This is a genomic window from Mesorhizobium sp. Root102 (genome assembly GCF_001425625.1).
Taxonomy (GTDB): Bacteria; Pseudomonadota; Alphaproteobacteria; order Rhizobiales; family Rhizobiaceae; genus Mesorhizobium.
Map to the genome: position 1 here is coordinate 238901 of NZ_LMCP01000046.1, position 16968 is coordinate 255868.

Annotated in this window: 13 protein-coding genes; 10 read left to right on the top strand and 3 right to left on the bottom strand. The window is 63.1% G+C overall.

Annotation, left to right across the window (positions count from 1 at the left end; genetic code table 11):
- Window position 1: 1 nt before the first annotated feature.
- From ASD12_RS29450 to ASD12_RS29470, 5 genes are all read left to right on the top strand, one after another.
- Window positions 2-1039, top strand: coding sequence for a zinc-binding dehydrogenase (locus tag ASD12_RS29450; RefSeq protein WP_056595118.1), 1038 nt, complete (start codon window positions 2-4; stop codon window positions 1037-1039).
- Window positions 1040-1252: 213 nt separating this feature from the next.
- Window positions 1253-2416 carry a glycosyltransferase 87 family protein gene (locus tag ASD12_RS29455; RefSeq protein ID WP_056595120.1) on the top strand — a complete coding sequence of 388 codons (1164 nt, stop codon included), beginning with the start codon at window positions 1253-1255 and terminating at the stop codon, window positions 2414-2416.
- Window positions 2409-3398, top strand: a complete 990-nt coding sequence (locus ASD12_RS29460; RefSeq protein WP_056595122.1) for a glycosyltransferase family 2 protein — start codon at window positions 2409-2411, stop codon at window positions 3396-3398. Before ASD12_RS29455 ends, ASD12_RS29460 begins: the two co-directional genes overlap by 8 nt.
- A complete protein-coding gene (locus ASD12_RS29465) occupies window positions 3395-4216 on the top strand; it encodes a ChbG/HpnK family deacetylase (protein WP_056595123.1) in 822 nt (273 codons plus the stop codon). Before ASD12_RS29460 ends, ASD12_RS29465 begins: the two co-directional genes overlap by 4 nt.
- On the top strand, window positions 4213-4623 hold the full coding sequence (locus ASD12_RS29470; RefSeq protein WP_056595125.1) for a GtrA family protein: 411 nt from the start codon (window positions 4213-4215) through the stop codon (window positions 4621-4623). Before ASD12_RS29465 ends, ASD12_RS29470 begins: the two co-directional genes overlap by 4 nt.
- Window positions 4624-4631: 8 nt before the next feature.
- On the opposite strand, the gene ASD12_RS29475 is transcribed toward ASD12_RS29470, so the two are convergent.
- The 3 genes from ASD12_RS29475 to ASD12_RS29485 all read right to left on the bottom strand — a co-directional run bounded on the left by ASD12_RS29475 (window position 4632) and on the right by ASD12_RS29485 (window position 9948).
- Window positions 4632-7763, bottom strand: a complete 3132-nt coding sequence (locus ASD12_RS29475; RefSeq protein WP_056595127.1) for an efflux RND transporter permease subunit — start codon at window positions 7761-7763, stop codon at window positions 4632-4634.
- Complete coding sequence (locus ASD12_RS29480) at window positions 7760-8923, bottom strand: efflux RND transporter periplasmic adaptor subunit (protein ID WP_056595129.1); 1164 nt, start codon at window positions 8921-8923, stop codon at window positions 7760-7762. Before ASD12_RS29480 ends, ASD12_RS29475 begins: the two co-directional genes overlap by 4 nt.
- A gap of 197 nt (window positions 8924-9120) precedes the next feature.
- Window positions 9121-9948 carry a MurR/RpiR family transcriptional regulator gene (locus ASD12_RS29485; RefSeq protein ID WP_056595136.1) on the bottom strand — a complete coding sequence of 276 codons (828 nt, stop codon included), beginning with the start codon at window positions 9946-9948 and terminating at the stop codon, window positions 9121-9123.
- Between the two features lie 144 nt (window positions 9949-10092).
- Here ASD12_RS29485 and ASD12_RS29490 point away from each other — a divergent pair, with 144 nt between their 5' ends.
- From ASD12_RS29490 to ASD12_RS29510, 5 genes are all read left to right on the top strand, one after another.
- Window positions 10093-10911, top strand: coding sequence for an N-formylglutamate amidohydrolase (locus ASD12_RS29490; protein ID WP_056595138.1), 819 nt, complete (start codon window positions 10093-10095; stop codon window positions 10909-10911).
- A 20-nt stretch (window positions 10912-10931) separates the two neighbouring features.
- The gene (locus ASD12_RS29495) at window positions 10932-12488 is read left to right on the top strand and encodes an amino acid permease (RefSeq protein ID WP_056595141.1); all 1557 of its coding nucleotides are present in this window, start codon (window positions 10932-10934) and stop codon (window positions 12486-12488) included.
- An 87-nt stretch (window positions 12489-12575) separates the two neighbouring features.
- Window positions 12576-13946, top strand: coding sequence for a glutamine synthetase family protein (locus ASD12_RS29500; RefSeq protein WP_056595142.1), 1371 nt, complete (start codon window positions 12576-12578; stop codon window positions 13944-13946).
- Between the two features lie 217 nt (window positions 13947-14163).
- Window positions 14164-15552 (top strand): aldehyde dehydrogenase family protein, encoded by a 1389-nt coding sequence (locus ASD12_RS29505; protein ID WP_056595144.1) that lies wholly within the window; start codon window positions 14164-14166, stop codon window positions 15550-15552.
- Window positions 15553-15569: 17 nt separating this feature from the next.
- Window positions 15570-16742: an iron-containing alcohol dehydrogenase gene (locus ASD12_RS29510; RefSeq protein ID WP_056595147.1), complete on the top strand. Its 1173-nt coding sequence runs from the start codon at window positions 15570-15572 to the stop codon at window positions 16740-16742.
- Window positions 16743-16968: the final 226 nt, after the last annotated feature.

Consider the following 16968-nt stretch of genomic DNA (forward strand, 5'->3'; position numbering starts at 1 on the left):
GATGACGATCCCCTCCGAAATGAAGGCGTTGTTGCTGGTCGGCGATGGCTACACCAGGACGCCGAGCGGCAGTGTGCTGGAAGCGATGGAGCCCTATCTTGAGCCGGGCAGCATCGCGGTGCCGACACCCGCGCCGACGCAGGTGCTGATCAAGGTCAGCCTCGCCTCGATCAATCCGTCCGATGTCGCCTTCATCAAGGGCCAGTACGGCCAGCCGCGCGCCATGGGCCAGCCAGCAGGCTTCGAGGGAGTCGGCACCGTCGTCGCCAGCGGTGACGAGCCCTATCCAAAAAGCCTGATCGGCCAGCGCGTCGCCTTTGCCACCGGTGTAAGCAACTGGGGCTCATGGGCCGAATATGCCGTCGCCGAGGCGGCGGTCTGCATCCCGCTGCTCGACACCGTCCGCGACGAGGACGGCGCGGCGATGATCGTCAACCCGCTCACCGCGCTCGCGATGTTCGACATCGTCAAACAGGAAGGCGAAAAGGCCTTCGTCATGACCGCCGGCGCCAGCCAGCTGTGCAAGCTGATCATCGGCCTGGCCATGGAAGAGGGTTTCCGGCCGATCGTCACCGTGCGCCGAGACGATCAGATCGCGGCGCTGAAAGCGCTTGGCGCGGCGCACGTGCTCAACGAAAAGGCACCGGATTTCAAGGCGGCGCTACGCGAGGTGATGAAGGCCGAACAGCCGCGCATCTTCCTTGACGCGGTAACCGGGCCGCTGGCCTCCGCCATCTTCGACGCCATGCCGAAGCGTTCGCGCTGGATCATCTACGGGCGGCTCGATCCCGAAGCCACTGTTATCCGCGAGCCCGGCCAGCTGATCTTCCAGCACAAGCATATCGAAGGTTTCTGGCTGAGCGAATGGATGCGCCAGTTCCGCGACCGCCGCGGCCCGGCGATCCTGGAAGCGCAGAAGCGGTTTTCCGACGGGCGCTGGTCGACCGACGTGACGGCGGTGGTGCCGCTCGCCGAAGCCATGGCGCGGCTGCCGGGGGAACTGGCCAAGCCCAACGGCAAGGTGTTCATTCGACCTTAGCCCAATTCGAAAGACACGGAAGCTTGGATACCAGGCTTCAGAGGACTTTCGACGGACCGAGAATGCCGGATCCGGCAGCTGTCCGGATCGTCAGGCGGCAGTCCTGTCTCTCAGACCCCTATGCCACGCCGCTTTGTCCGTGATATGCCGCCGCGATCGAATGTCGGGACAATGCTGGACTGAGCCAGTTCCGGGGTGGTGTGGGATGCCTTAATGATGATTTCCAAGCCGATTTTCGACCGTTTGGGGTTCGGCCTGTGGATCGGAGCGTTCCTGATCGTTCTTGCCATGGTCCTGTGGTCGCCCCACACGCGCACGGTATGGCAGGCCTATATAGACGGCAGCGAGGCGCTTATGGCCGGTCTGCCGCTCTACGACACCCAATCCGAGATGGGGTATCTCTACGCGCCGGCCTTTGCCGCGCTCTATATTCCAATCGTCAAACTCGGCTCGCATCTGGGCGGCGTGGTGTGGCACACGCTTGGCTTTGCGGTGCTCACCTACGCCGCGATGCGGCAGGTGCGCAAGCTCGGCGGCGATGAATTGACCTGGCTGCTCTCTTTCGGTCTCTTCCTCGCTTTGCCTATGGCAGCGGGGGCGATCCGCAACGGCCAGGCGACAATCCTTTTGACCGGCGCCTGCTGGCTTCTCACCCTGTCGGCCCTTGAAGGGCGGCGCGCCGAGACCTTTTTCTGGGCCTCGCTTGCCGTCATCGCCAAGCCGACCGCGATCATCATGCTGCTGTTGGTAGGAGCCCTTCGGCTCCGGTTGATACCGGTGCTGCTACTGGCGGTGCTGTTCGTGCTCGCGCTGCCTTACGCCTTCGCTCCCGCCGGCTACCTCAACGATCAGTATCGTGTCTTCGCCCAGATGCTGACCTCTATGGCGGTCGACAACACCAGCCATTTCGTGCCCACCGATTTCACGGCGCCGTTCACCAGAGTGGGACTGCCCATTCCGGAATTCGGTGCCACGATCGTGCGCATCATCATGGCCCTGTTCACGCTTACCGCGGTCATCTGGTTCGACCGCAAGCTTGAACGCGGACCTGCGGGGCTGGCGATCTTCCTGACGGCCACTTTCTACATGTGCGTCTTCAACCCCCGCGTCGAGCCCAACACCTATGCCATGATCGCCGTGCCCGCCGGTCTCGCCATAGCCCTGTTGTGGCGCGAAGAACGAGGCGGCGTCCTGGCCTCGGTGCTGTCGACGGCGCTGTTCGCGATCGGACTGAGCGGCGTCGAGCGCCATGTGCACGATTTCCTATACCCCTGGTTCCGGCCGATCGCGGTCACGTTCATTGCCGGTTCGCTGATCTGGTGGTTCTGGGCCAAGGCACGCGACAAGGTGATGAATGCGGGGATCGCAAATGGCTGAGCTGCGGCCGACACTCGATATCGTCGCGCCGTTCTTCAACGAGGCGCCATCGGCATCAGCATTTGCCCAACTGCTCGCCGAGCTCGAAACGGCCGTGGCACAGCGCTTCGGCATGACCGTGCACAAGATCCTCGTCGATGACGGCAGCCGTGACGATGGCGCCGGGCGGTTTTCCCAGGCGCTGATAGGGTCGTGGGAGATCGTCCGCCTCAGCCGCAATTTCGGCAAGGAAGTCGCTGTGCTCGCCGGCCTCGATCATTCGCGCGGCGACATGGTGCTGATCATGGACGCCGACCTCCAGCATTCCTTGGACATCAGCCTGAAGCTGATCGCAGAGCTGGTGGACCATCCGGACATCGACGTCGTCTATGCGCAGAACGACCGCCGTGAGGCGAGCTGGCGCCGCAGCCAGCTGGCTCGGCTTTTCTACAGCCTGATCAACAGCAGCCAGCGTTTCGACATTCCCGAAAATGCCGGCGACTTTCGCGTCATGCGCGGCGCTGTCGCGCGCGCGCTGACCAGCCTGCGCGACAAGCGTCGCTTCAACAAGGGCCTGTTTGCCTGGGCGGGCTTTCGCCAGAAGGCGTTGCCCTATTCGCCGGAGAGCCGCGCCAGCGGCACGTCGAAATGGAGCCGGCTCAACCTGATCGCCTTCTCGCTGGAGGGGTTCACCTCGTTCTCCGTCATTCCGCTGCGCCTGATCAGCCTTAGCGGGCTGCTCGCGGCGTTGGCCGGCGCGATCTACGGCGCCAAGGTGTTCGTCGAGGTGATCTTCTACGGCATTGCCGTTCCGGGCTACCCCAGCCTGCTGGTCGCCGTCGTCCTGCTCGGCGGCCTCAACCTGACCCTGCTTGGCCTGATCGGTGAATATGTCTGGGTCACGCTCAGCGAGAGCAAGGATCGACCGGTCTATCTCGTGCGCGATGTCGTGCGCAGCGAGGTCTCCGCCGATAGGCCGGAGCCGGGCGCTTCCGACAGATGACGCGGCGCATCCGCCTGATCGCCGACGACTATGGCCTGGCGCCCGGCGTCTCAACCGCTATCCTCGACCTGCTCGATCGCGGGCGCCTGACCGGCACCAGTTGCATGACCGGCTTTCCAGAATGGGCTGATGAGGCGGCGCGCATAAAACCTCTGTGCGGCCGTGTCGCGGTCGGGCTGCATCTCACCTTGACCGACCAGCCGGCCGTCGCCAGCCGGTCGAGCCTGGCGCCGGAAGGCCGGCTGCCGCCGCTCCGCTCACTGGCATTGCCTGTCTTGCGCGGCCGCGTCGACGATCACGATGTCCATGCCGAGCTCGACGTCCAGTATAGCCGCTTCGTCGAGGCGCTGGGGCGCCGCCCCGATTTCGTCGACGGGCATCAGCATGTGCATTTCCTTCCCGTCGTGCGAACATGGCTGCGCGCGCGCCTTGGCCAGGGAAGCGACAAGCCAGCGCTACGCGGCGCCCCGGCACTGGCGGGCCAATTCGCCTCGGTGCCGAAAGTCGCCGCGATTGCCGCGCTCGCCGCCGGCTTCAACCGGTCGATGCAGCGGGCCGGCTTCACCCTTTTCGAGCCGCTCACCGGCATCTATGACTGGCGGCAACCCGAAAAATTCGCTTCCGTGCTGCAGGCCGCCGTTGAGGCATTGCCGGAACGCGGGCTGTTCATGTGCCACCCTGGCCATGTCGACGAGACGCTGCGCGCGCGCGACACGATGCAAGGCGTACGCGAGGTCGAATTCACGGTGCTGGCATCGGACGCGTTCGGCGCCAGCCTAGCCCGCGCCGGCGTCGCAATCATGGATGGCAAGGGATGAGCGACGCCGAGCGGCCCCCGCGTTCGACCGGCAACAAGATCGTCCGCTTTGCCATTGTCGGACTTGCCAACACAGCCATCGACCTTGCCAGCTTCTTCCTGCTGCTTAAGCTCGGGGTTTCGCCGCTGCCCGCCAACATCGTTGCATGGTTCATCGCCGTCACCTTCTCGTTTGCGGCGAATGGCTTCTGGTCGTTCGAGCGCAATCGAGCCATCCGGCTGCGCGATGCGTTCCTTCGATTCGCCTCGCTTGGGGCGCTGATTTCGCTCGGCGTCTCCAGCCTTTCGATCGCGCTGTTCGCCGGGATCGCCGGGGTGTGGCCGGCAAAGATCGGCGGTGTGGTGGTGGCGGCGGTGCTGAATTTCCTCGCCGCGCGCTGGTCGATCGAGGGCCGTCTCTTGAGATAGGCGGGAGTTTACTCCGCCGGCTCCACATTGGTGTAGGCGGCTTCCTCGAGTTCGCGCTTCAGCCGCGCCTCCTCATGCGTTTTCGGCGTGACGAAGCGGCCAAGCAGGAGATAGGCGACCGGCGTCAGGAACAGCGTCGAGACGGTAGCCAGCCCCAGTCCGCCGACGATGACCCAGCCAAGTGCCACGCGTGCCTCGGCACCGGCGCCGCTCGCCAGCACCAGCGGCAAGCCGCCGAGCACGGTGCAGATCATCGTCATCATCACCGGCCGCACGCGGATGATCGAAGCCTGCTCGATCGCCTCGCGCACGCCAAGCCCGCGATCGCGCAACTGGTTGGCGAATTCGACGATCAGGATGCCGTTCTTGGCCATGACGCCGACCAGCAGCACCAGGCCGATCTGGCTGTAGGCGTTGAGACTGGTGCCCGAGAGCAGCAAGGCAAAGATCGCGCAGGCGAGGCCGAGCGGCACCGTCGCCATGATGATGACGGCGCTGACGAAGCTCTCGAACTGGGCGGCCAGCACCAAAAGGATGATGACCAGGGCGAAGCCGAAGATGGTGATCATGGCGCTGTTGGTCTCGCCCAATGTCGCCGCTTCGGCCAGCGGCAGGACGCGGCTGCCCGCAGGCAGCAGCGGCGTGGCGATTTCCTCGGCGCGGGTGAGCGCATCGCCAAGCGCGAAGTCGCCGGCAAGGTTGGAGGTGATGGCTACCGACGGCTGCTGCTGTTCACGCGACAGCGATGGCGGCACGGCACGTTCGGTCAGCTTGGCGATGGTCGACATCGGCACGAACCGGCCATCGGCCGTTTTCAGGAAGATGTTTTCCAGATCGGTCGGATCGTTGATCGGATTGGTGGTCGAGACCAGCTTCACGCCATAACTGCGATCGGCGATGTAGACGTCGACGACGTCGTTGCCATCGAGCATGGCCTGCAAGGTGTTGGCCAGCCCGGTGATGTCGATGCCGAGGTCGGAGGCGCGTTCGCGATCGACGGCCACCGCCAACTGCGGCTGCGTCGGGTCGATGGACAAGCGCGGGGTCTGGAAGCGCGGGTCCTTCTGCATCTCGGCGATGATCTTGACGGCCGCGTCGCCGAGCGCCTTGCGGTTGTTGCCGACCAGCGCGAACTGCAGGCCGTTGCCGGCGCCGCGGATGCCGAGGCTGTTGGGCTGCACCGGGAAGATGCGCACGCTCGGCACCTGTTTGGTCAGCCGGCTGATCTCGGCCATGATCTCCTGCTGGCTGCGGCTGCGCTCGTTCCACGGCGCCAGCGTCATCACCATGAAGCCGGAGTTGTAGGAGCCGTTCTGGCCGGCATTCTCGAAAGTGCTGCGGATCTCGCCGGAATCGCGCATCGGCTGGATCAGTTTCTCGATCTTCTGCATCTGCTGGGTCGTGTAGTCGAGGCTGACGCCTTGCGGTGCGCTAATGCGCAGCAGCACGACGGCGCGGTCCTCGGTCGGCGTCAGTTCCTGGCGGATGGTGCCGAACAGCGTGAAGGCGGTGCCGGCAAACAGCACCGCGACCAGAAGCACGATCCAAGGCGCATCGAGGCAGGCGTGCAGGCCGCGCCTGTAGGCTGCGCTCAGCGCGCCGCCAATGCGGGCGCCGATGCCGTGACCGTCTTCGTGGCGATGCGACGCGCTGGACAGCATACGCGAGGCGAGCATCGGGCAAAGTGTGAGCGCCACCACGCAGGACAATAGAACCGACATGGCGAGCACGAAGCCGAATTCGCGGAACAGCCCGCCCGTCTGGCCGGGCAGGAACGAGATCGGCACGAAGACGGCGACCAGCGTCAGCGTCGTGGCAATGACGGCGAAAAACACCTCCTGGGCGCCGAGCACGGCCGCCGCGCGGGGTCCCATGCCTTCGTTGCGTCGTCGCACGATGTTTTCGAGCACGACGATGGCGTCATCGACGACCAGTCCCGTCGCCAGCACCAGAGCGAGCAGGGTCAGGATGTTGATCGAAAAGCCGGCCAGATAGATGGCGGCGATGGTGCCGATCATGGCGACCGGCATCGACAGGCCGGGGATCAGCGTCGCACGCCAGTCGAGCAGAAACACATAGATGACGATCAGCACCATGGTCACGGACAGGCCAAGCGCGATCTCGACCTCGTGCACCGCGCCCTTGACGAAGACCGCGTCGTCGCTGGTGATCTTGATCGACATGCCTTTGGGCAGATTTTCCTGCAGTTTGGCGACGGCGGCCTGGACGCCGGTCGAGATGTCCAGCGTGTTCGATTCCGCCTGGCGGATGATGCCGATGCCAATACCGGTCTTACCATCCGAACGCAGCGTGGTCTGGCCGACATCGGGGCCGAGCGTGACGGTGGCTACGTCGCGGATGCGCGTCGTGCCGCCGATGATGATGTTTTCGAACTCTTCCGGCGTGGTCACGTCGGCGGTCGTGCGAACGATCAGGTCCTGGTTGGTCGTGGTGATCGAACCGGCCGGTGAATCGAAGGCGACGGAGGCAAGTGCCGCCCTGAGGTCGGCAACGGTGAAGCCGAGGCTGGCGAGCTTGTTCTGGTCGACGTCGATGCGGAAGATCTTGTCGCGGTCGCCATAGACCTGGACGTCGGCAACGCCAGGCACGGCGGCCAGCTCGTCCTCGATCTGGTCCTGGACCACAACGGTCATGTCCTGGATCGACATGTTGTCCGAGGTCACCGCCAGTCGCATCACCGGGTCGGAATTGGCATCGGCCTTGACGATGCGCGGCGGATCGGCGGTGTCCGGCATCTGGTTGGCGACGCGGCCGACGGCATCACGCACGTCCGAGGCGGCGACATTGAGGTCGACACCGTCGTTGAACTCGATGGTGACGCGGCTCGAACCGAATGAGGAAGAAGACGAGATCGACTTGACGCCGGAGACCCGGGCGACAGCGCCTTCGATCGTGTCGGTCAGTTCGCGGTCCACGGTTTCGGCAGCCGCCCCTTCGAAGGCGGTGGAAACAGTGACGACCGCACGATCGACGTCCGGCAGTTCGCGGATCTCGACACCGTAGAAGGCGGCGAGGCCGGCAACGGCAATGAGGGTGTTCAGCACGAAGGCCATGACCGGCCTGCGGATGAACAGCGCGGTGAAGCCGGTATCGCTGGCGGCGTTGATGGTTCCGGTCATGAGCCTTCGGCCGCGTCCGCGGCGCGCTGCTCCTCGCCGGCGAGGCGGACCGCGCCGCCCTCGCTGAGGCTCTGAGTGCCTTCGGTGACCACCATGTCGCCGCGGTCGATCTCGGCGTCGATCAGCACGGTCTCGGTGTTGCGCTGGATGATGCGCACCGGAACCCGCCTGGCCTTGCCGTCCTCGATCTGCCAGACATAGGCGCCGTCCGACCCCCACAGGATCGCCAGCGGGCTGACGGCCGGATAGGTCTGCCCCGGAAATTTCATGGTGATGCCGAACGACATGCCGGCGCGCAGGGAATCGGCCGGGTTGGCGATCTTGGCCTTGACCAGCAAGGTGCGGCTCTTCTCGTCAATGTGGTTGTCGATGGCCGAAACCGTGCCGGTATAAGCATTGCTGGGATTGGCGATCGGCGTCGCCGTCAATTGCGCGCCGACCTTGACGGCGGCGGCGAAACGCTCCGGCACCAGGAAATCGACCAGAATGCTTGAGCGATCGTCGAGCGTGGCAATCGCCGACTGGTTGGTGACATAGTTGCCGGCGGAGATCGGCAGGATACCGACGGTGCCGGCGATCGGCGCCAGGATCGACCGGCGCTGCAGCGCAAGTTCCGCATCTTGAAGCGCCAGCTTGGCGCCCGCCAACACCACTTCGGCGTCGGCGACCGCGACCGGGGTCGCGGCGTTGGAGGCGCGCAGCGACTTGACGCGGTCGAGCTTGGATTGCGCATCCTGCAAGGCGAGCTTGGCCCGGTCCTGAGAGATCACTTCGGTCTCGGAATCGAGGGTCGCGATGATCTGTCCCTTGTCGACATGGCTGCCGGATTCGACCAGCAGTTCGGCGAGGCGGCCGGAACTGTAGGGATTGACGGTCACCGAGGCATTGGCACGGCCGGTGCCGATCGCCTGCAGGCGGTCGTTGATAACATCCGAAGTGGCTGCCAGGGCGACCACGTTCACCCGCTGGTTGACGCCATTGCGGCCGTTTGCCTGCTTCGCGTTGGCGTCACCGGTTCCAGCAGGGGGCGCTGCCACATAAGCCCACTCGATACCCCAGCGTGCCAGCACGTCGTGAGCACCCGGATAAAAGCGCAGCCATGCGCCTGCCGCCACCACCAGCACCACAAGCGCGACAAGTATCTGTTTCCAGGCGGCCATCGGCACTCCGGTTGGCAAAATAATCCTGCCGTCTGCCGGTTTCCCGAAATGAAGCAGACGCAGCGCGGCTATTGTAAGGCGAAGAAGCCAGCACCCCGATATCGCGCCTTTATGACAACTCGCCAGTGCCTGCGCACGTTAAATATATGTAACGTTTGAGAAAATATGCGTAACGTTCGGGATCGTCGCTACATGCACTAACGCAGACTTTCCATTTCGCGGATGCGTTTGGCGCCCTCTGCTTCCAGTTGCCTGGTAACGGCGCCGATCAGCGTTTCGGCGACGACGAAAAGGGCAGCCGACGAATCCCACGCCGACGGCACGGCCGTTCGCCCGGCGATGACATGGCGAGCAAAGCGGGCGATCGGGGACAACCACTGGTCGGTGAACAGCACGATCTGAACGCCGCGCTGATGCGCCTTCTCGGCGAAGCGCACGAGGCTGTTCTGGTAGCGCCTGATGTCGAAGATCACCAGCACATCGCGTTTGCCCATGTCGATCAGCCGGTCGCGCCACATGCTTTCTTGGCCGGCGAGGTGAAAGACATTTGGCTGGATGACGGCGAGGTGGGCTGCCATGTAGCGCGCCAGCGGATCGGTGAAGCGGCCGCCGATCAGGAAGGTCTTGCCGCGCCGGTCGGCGAGCCGTGCGGCGATGTCGGCAAGCTGCTTGTCGGACAGATGCCGGAACGTCTCACGCATATTGTCGAGCGTCGCTTCCAGCATTGGTGACACGGTACCGCCGCCGGGCGAGGGCGGGTTGAGCGTCCTTGTCGCCGGCGATTGCAGTTGCGCCGCCAGTTCGTCCTGCAGGCTCGACTGGAATTCCGGGTAGTTCTGAAAGCCGAGCCGGGAGACGAAACGCAGGATCGTTGGCGAGGAAACGCCGGCCGCTGCCGAGAATTCGGCAACCGTCTTAAGGCCGATCATCGGATAGTTGGCGATCAGCGTCTGGGCCGCGCGCCGTTCGCTGGCCGGCATCGTGCCGATGCGGTCGGCGATCAGTTCGGCAATGTTGGAAATCATGTTTTCCCCACTCCTGACCTAGCTGACGGTCTTTTCCGAAATCGCATTTGACAAAGCCGGCCAAACTGTATGAAATCATCCACAGGGACGCAATGAGGCAAAATACGTAACATACGGTACAGCGCTCCCCGGGGACGGCAGACTATGGAGAAAGCACGGCCCGCCAGTCTTGCATCGTCTGATACCGTGAGGGTGACGAACCCAGGCGGATCGAGCCCTTTCGTGCTGACCTGCGATCACGCCTCGAACTTCCTGCCCGCCGAATTCGGCACGCTCGGCCTTGCCGCCGAGGACCTGTCCCGTCACATCGCCTGGGATCCCGGCGCGCTGCCGGTCGCCCGCCGCATGGCCGAGGCGCTCGATGCGACGCTGGTCGAGACCCGCATTTCGCGCCTCGTCGTCGACTGCAACCGTCCGCTCGATGCGCCCGACCTGGTGCCGCCGGTCAGTGAGATAACGGCAATACCGGGCAATACCGGCTTGTCGGAAAAGCAGCGCGCGGCCCGCGTCGCGCTGTCATGGCAGCCTTTCCACGACACGATTGCAGACATCATCGAAGACAGGTTGTCACACGGTCAGGAAACGCGGCTGGTTTCGGTCCATTCCTTCACACCGGTCTACAAGTCCAAAAACCGGCCGTGGCACATCGGCATCATCCATGACGAGGATCGCCGGCTGGCATCGCCGCTGATATCGGCGCTGAAGCGGCTTGCCGGCGTCACTGTCGGCGTCAACGAGCCCTATTCGCCGGCCGACCGTGTCTACTTCACGCTGGAACGCCACGCGCGCTCGCGCGGCTTGCCCTGCGCGATGATCGAAATCCGCAACGACGAAATCGCCGGCGAGACCGGGCAGCGGAAATGGGCGGATCTGCTCACGGGCATTTTTTCGGATCTGGAGCCAGAGGAGGCCGGACAAACCAGATCGCATTCAGTCGGAAAGTCAGTTCAATCGGCCAGCTAAGAACCACAGGGGACACCAAAATGGCAGCACCGGGTTATACAGACGTAGACAAGGCGGAGGACGTAAAGGCCCTCCACAGCATGGGCTATGCCCAGGAACTGGAGCGGCGCCTCAGCCGCTTTTCGAATTTCGCCGTTTCCTTCTCGATCATCTGCATCCTGTCGGGCGGCATCAATTCGCTGGCGCAAGGCACTTCCGGCGCCGGCGGCATCGGCATCGGCATCGGCTGGCTGGTGGGCTGCTTCGTTTCGCTGACCTTCGCGGTCGCCATGTCGCAGATCAGCTCGGCCTATCCGACCGCCGGCGGCCTCTATCACTGGGGTTCGATCCTCGGCAACCGCGGCACCGGCTGGGTGACCGCCTGGCTCAACCTGCTCGGTCTGATCACCGTGCTCGGCGCCATCAATGTCGGCACCTGGACGTTCTTCATAGGTGCCTTTGGGCCGACGCTCGGCATTGAAGGCACGCTGACCAACCAGATGATCTTCCTGGTCATCATCACCGGCGCTCAGGCGCTGATCAACCATCTGGGCATCAAGCTGACGGCCAAGCTGACCGATTTCTCGGGTTACCTGATCTTTTTTGGCGCGATCCTGATTGCGGTCGTCTGCCTGATCTCCGCGGAAACCTGGGATTTCAGCCGTCTTTTCACCTTCCACAATTACTCCGGCGATGCTGGCGGCGGTGTCTGGCCGGCGGTGTCGAATGCCTGGGTGTTCGCGCTCGGCCTGTTGCTGCCGATCTATACGATCACCGGCTATGACGCTTCGGCGCATACCTCGGAGGAAACCATCAAGGCGGCCAGTTCCGTGCCGCGCGCCATGGTCATGTCGGTGATCTGGTCGGCCGTCTTCGGCTACCTGTTCCTGGCTGCCTTCGTGCTGATGATCCCGAACATGGACGACGCCGCCAAGCAGGGCTGGAACGTGTTCTTCTGGGCCTTCGACCAGCGCGTCAGCCCCGGGATCAAGGAGTTCGTCTACCTCGTCGTGTTCGTCGCACAGCTGCTGTGCGGTCTCGCAACCGTGACCTCGGCTTCGCGCATGATCTTCGCCTTCTCGCGTGACGGCGGCCTGCCGGCTTCAACAGCACTCGCCAAGGTCAGCCCGACCTACCGCACGCCGGTGGCGGCGATCTGGACGGCCTCGATCCTGTCGGTGCTGTTCGTCTGGGGCTCGACGCTGGTTTCCGTCGCCGGCACCTCGGCCTACACCATCGTGGTATCCTGCACCGTCATCTTCCTGTTCCTGTCCTTCACCGTGCCGATCGTGCTCGGCATGCTAGCCTGGGGCACGCCAAAATGGGACAAGATGGGGCCTTGGAACATGGGGCGCGGTATCTTCATGCTATTCGGTCTGCTCTCCATCCTGTCGATGATCCTGATCTTCGTAGTCGGTATTCAGCCGCCGAATGACTGGGCGCTCTACATTACGCTAGGTTTCCTGGTGCTAACCGCGCTCGTCTGGTTCGGCTTCGAGCGGAACCGTTTCCAGGGTCCGCCGCTTGGCGACATCATCGCGGCGCGTCAGGCGGCCATCAAGGCGGCCGAACAGGCCGTCGGCGAAACCGGCCACTGACATCAACCATCATGGCCATGGCCGGCATCGTGCCGGCCATGGTTTCGTTCAACTCATTCAAAGCCCAAGCGCTGGAGTGCCAAAGGAATGGCCGGAAATTTCTCATTCGATCAGTTGAAGAAAGCGGTCTCCAGCGGCGAGATCGACACCGTGCTTGCCTGCATCGTCGACATGCAGGGCCGGCTGGCGGGAAAACGGTTCCTGGCGCAGTACTTCGTCGATTCCGCGCATGACGAAACACATGGCTGCAACTATCTGCTGGCCGCCGACATCGATATGGAGCCGGTGCCCGGCTACAAGGCGGCGAGTTGGTCGAAGGGCTATGGCGACTTCGTCATGAAGCCGGATCTCGCCACGCTGAGGCGCATTCCCTGGCTGGAAAAGACCGCGCTTGTGATCTGCGACGTGCTCGACCACCATACTCATGACGACCTGCCGCACTCACCGCGCGCCATCCTCAAGAAGCAGGTCAAGCGGCTGACCGAGCGCGGCTATATCGGCTATTTCGCTTCCGAGCTCGAATTCTATCTGTTCAACGAGACCTACGATTCCGCCCGCAAGAAGCACTGGCAGGGTCTCGATACGGCATCGCCCTATATCGGCGATTACCAGATCGGCATCACCACCAAGGAAGAAGGCGTCATGCGCCGGCTTCGCAACGAGATGGAAGCGGCCGGCATTCCGATTGAGAATTCCAAGGGCGAGTGGGGTCCGGGCCAGGAAGAGATCAATGTGCGCTATGCCGAGGCTCTCGACATGGCCGACCGCCACGTCATCCTGAAGAACGGCGCCAAGGAAATCGCCGAGTCCGAGGGCAAGGCGATTTCGTTCATGTCCAAGTACAATTACGGGTTCGCTGGCAATTCCAGCCACATCCACAATTCGCTGTGGAGCGCCGACGGCAAGACGCCGCTGTTCTTCGACAAAAAGGCCGACTGGACGCTGTCGACGCTCGGCCAGCAATGGGCCGCCGGCCAGCTCAAATACGCTAAGGAATTCACCTGGTTCCTGGCGCCTTACATCAATTCCTACAAGCGCTTCCAGGCCGGCACCTTTGCGCCGACCAAGATCATGTGGAGCGAGGACAACCGCACCGCCGGCTTCCGCCTGTGCGGCGAGGGCACCAAGGGCATCCGCATGGAATGCCGCATCGGCGGCGCCGACTTGAACCCGTATCTTGCTTTCGCGGCGCTGATCGCCGCCGGTCTTGCCGGCATCGACGAGAAGCTGGAATTGCAGAAACCTTTCGTCGGCGATGCCTATCAGGCATCGCGTTTGCCGGAGATTCCAAAGACACTGCGCGATGCCACCGAGACGCTGGCGAAGTCGAAGATGCTCAAGCAGGCCCTCGGCGACGATGTGCTCGAACACTATGTCCACACCGCCAAGTGGGAGCAGTTCGAATACGACCGCCGCATCACGGATTGGGAGCTGCACAGGGGGTTCGAGCGGTATTAAAGCTTGCCCTCCTCCTTGTAGCGAGTGGCGAGGGCCGATCCGCGAAGCGGATCGGGGTGAGGCTGAGAAGCTCTAGCGCGCCTTACCCCACCCCGAAGCCCCTTCCCTCAAGGGGGAGGGTAAAGTGCCTTGAAATTTCGGCCTTCTCGAAATGAGGGTCGATGAGCGAAAAAGATTGGCGTCGAGCCAAGAAACTGGCAGACAAAGGACTTAAAAAATGACCGAAACGGTCAAACTCATATCCCCCATTGATGGCTCGATCTATGCCGAGCGGCCCGTGGCAACGGACCAGGCGATCAACGCTGCGGTGGAACGCGCCAAGGCGGCGCAGGAGAAGTGGGCTGAGACGCCGATCGTCGAGCGCGGCAAGTACATGTTGGCCATGCTGGAAGCGCTGGTCTCGATGACCGACGAGATCGTGCCGGAGATCGCCTGGCAGATGGGGCGGCCCGTGCGCTACGGCGGCGAGTTCGGCGGCGTCAAGGAACGCACCAACTACATGGTCGAGATCGCCGAGGCGGCGCTCAAGTCGGTGCCGGCCTCCAACCCGAAGGACGGGTTCCGCCGCTATGTGAAGAAAGACCCGCTCGGCGTGGTCATGGTGATCGCGCCGTGGAATTATCCTTACCTTACCGCCGTCAACACCATCGTGCCGGCGCTCATGGCCGGCAACACCGTCATCCTCAAGCATGCGGCGCAGACGCTGCTGGTCGGCGAGCGCTTTCAGCAGGCCTTCGACAGAGTGGGTCTGCCCAAGGGCGTCTTCCAGAATATCGTGCTGAATCACGCCCAGACCGAAAGGCTGCTCGGCTCGGGCAAGATCGACCATGTCAATTTCACCGGTTCGGTCGCCGGCGGCCGTGCCATCGAAAAGGCAGCGGCGGGCACCTTCATGACGCTCGGCCTCGAGCTTGGCGGCAAGGATCCGGCCTATGTGCTGCCCGACGCCAAGATGGACCATGCGGTCGCCAATCTGGTCGACGGCGCCTTCTACAATTCCGGCCAGTGCTGCTGCGGCATCGAACGCGTCTATGTGCACGAGAAGGTCTATGACGAATTCGTCGAAGGCTTCATCGCCGAGACGAAGAACTATGTCGTCGGCAATCCGCTCGATCAGGCGACGACGATGGGGCCGATGGCGCAGGCGCGTTTCGCCGACCTGATCCGCGAACAGAAGGCCGAGGCACTGCGCAAGGGTGCCAAGGCGCACATCAACATGAAGGTGGCTAACGACAAGGCCGGTTCACCCTATCTGGCACCGGAAGTGCTGACCAATGTCGATCATCAGATGAGCGTGATGCGCGAGGAAAGCTTTGGCCCGATCGTCGGCATCATGAAGGTGCGCAACGACGAAGAGGCGATCGCGCTGATGAACGACAGCCCCTACGGACTGACCGCCTCGATCTGGACGCGCGATACCGAGCATGCGGTGGCGATCGGCAACCGCGTCGAGACCGGCACGGTGTTCATGAACCGCTGTGACTATCTAGACCCTGCCTTGGTCTGGACCGGTGTCAAGGACACCGGCAAGGGCGCGGGCTTGTCGGCCATCGGCTACGACAATCTGACCAGGCCGAAATCATTCCATCTGCGCGAAGCCATCTGAATCATTGAAAGACAAAAATGTCCAAGCTCATCTCCAAATGGAACTACCCGACCACCGTCCGCTTCGGCGCCGGGCGCATCAAGGAATTGCCTGAAGTGCTGGCGGCCACCGGTATCAAGCGGCCGCTGTTCGTCACAGATCCGGGCCTGGCGAAACTGCCGGTAGTCGCCTCGACGCTGAAGATCCTCGATGACGCCAAGGTTCCCTATGGCGTGTTCTCCGAGGTCAGGCCGAACCCCGTCGAATCCAATCTCACCGCCGGCATCGCCGTGTTCAAGAAGGGCAAGCATGACGGCGTCATTGCCTTCGGCGGTGGCTCGGCGCTCGATCTTGGCAAGCTGATTGCCTTTCAGGCCGGACAGACGCGGCCGGTGTGGGATTTCGAGGATGTCGACGATTGGTGGACGCGTGCCAATTCAGATGCCATCGCGCCGATCATCGCCGTGCCGACCACCGCCGGAACCGGATCGGAGGTGGGCCGCGCCGGCGTCATCACCAATGAGGCGACGCACACCAAGAAGGTCATCTTCCATCCGAAGCTTTTGCCGGCAATCGTCATCGCCGATCCGGAACTGTCGGTCGGCATGCCGGGCTTCATCACTGCCGGCACCGGCATGGATGCACTCGCCCACTGTCTCGAAGCCTATTGCGCGCCGGGCTATCATCCGATGGCCGACGGCATCGCTGTCGAAGGTGTGAGGCTGGTCTTCGAGAACTTGCCGAAGGCCTATGCCAATGGCAAGGATCTCGTGGCGCGCGCCCATATGATGAGCGCCGCAGCGATGGGCGCCACCGCCTTCCAGAAGGGGCTCGGCGCCATCCACTCGCTGTCGCATCCGGTCGGTGCGCTTTACGACACCCATCACGGCATGACCAATGCAGTGTTCATGCCCTATGTGCTGGCCTTCAACCGCGACTCCATCGAGGAGCGTATTGCCCGGCTCGCCGCCTATTGCGGCATCAAGGGTGGTTTCGACGGCTTCGCCAAGGCGATCATCAAGCTGCGCAAGGAATTGAAGGTGCCGCACGCGCTGCCGGGCCTGATCAAGGGGCTCGATATGGACAAGAAGCGCAAGGCGCTGATCGCCGACATGGCGGTGGTCGATCCGACCGCCGGTGGCAACCCGGTCAAGCTGACCAAGAAGGCGGCGCTGACCCTCCTCGAAAACGCCATCGCCGGAACGATCTGAGGCGTTTTCGGCACAGGAAAGTGATTTGAAAAGGGGCTGCAAAAACAAGGGGGAGGATGACGGGCAAGGCAGAAACTAGTTAGCCGGAAAAAGAATCGCGAAGCGATTGCTACATCAGGTTAAAAAGAGTTTACTTTTTCGCACTGCGAGCAGCCGGTTTCACAAAGCTTTCATCTGGCTGTCACATGAAAACGATACCGGATCGCAGGCGTCCAACGGCGTCAGT

Excerpts from the sequence above, each read along its gene's own strand:
- ASD12_RS29450 (WP_056595118.1), top strand. The coding sequence starts at position 2 with ATGACGATCCCCTCCGAAATGAAGGCGTTGTTGCTGGTCGGCGATGGC.
- ASD12_RS29455 (WP_056595120.1), top strand. The coding sequence starts at position 1,253 with ATGATGATTTCCAAGCCGATTTTCGACCGTTTGGGGTTCGGCCTGTGG.
- ASD12_RS29460 (WP_056595122.1), top strand. The coding sequence starts at position 2,409 with ATGGCTGAGCTGCGGCCGACACTCGATATCGTCGCGCCGTTCTTCAAC.
- ASD12_RS29465 (WP_056595123.1), top strand. The coding sequence starts at position 3,395 with ATGACGCGGCGCATCCGCCTGATCGCCGACGACTATGGCCTGGCGCCC.
- ASD12_RS29470 (WP_056595125.1), top strand. The coding sequence starts at position 4,213 with ATGAGCGACGCCGAGCGGCCCCCGCGTTCGACCGGCAACAAGATCGTC.
- ASD12_RS29475 (WP_056595127.1), bottom strand. The coding sequence starts at position 7,763 with ATGACCGGAACCATCAACGCCGCCAGCGATACCGGCTTCACCGCGCTG.
- ASD12_RS29480 (WP_056595129.1), bottom strand. The coding sequence starts at position 8,923 with ATGGCCGCCTGGAAACAGATACTTGTCGCGCTTGTGGTGCTGGTGGTG.
- ASD12_RS29485 (WP_056595136.1), bottom strand. The coding sequence starts at position 9,948 with ATGATTTCCAACATTGCCGAACTGATCGCCGACCGCATCGGCACGATG.
- ASD12_RS29490 (WP_056595138.1), top strand. The coding sequence starts at position 10,093 with ATGGAGAAAGCACGGCCCGCCAGTCTTGCATCGTCTGATACCGTGAGG.
- ASD12_RS29495 (WP_056595141.1), top strand. The coding sequence starts at position 10,932 with ATGGCAGCACCGGGTTATACAGACGTAGACAAGGCGGAGGACGTAAAG.
- ASD12_RS29500 (WP_056595142.1), top strand. The coding sequence starts at position 12,576 with ATGGCCGGAAATTTCTCATTCGATCAGTTGAAGAAAGCGGTCTCCAGC.
- ASD12_RS29505 (WP_056595144.1), top strand. The coding sequence starts at position 14,164 with ATGACCGAAACGGTCAAACTCATATCCCCCATTGATGGCTCGATCTAT.
- ASD12_RS29510 (WP_056595147.1), top strand. The coding sequence starts at position 15,570 with ATGTCCAAGCTCATCTCCAAATGGAACTACCCGACCACCGTCCGCTTC.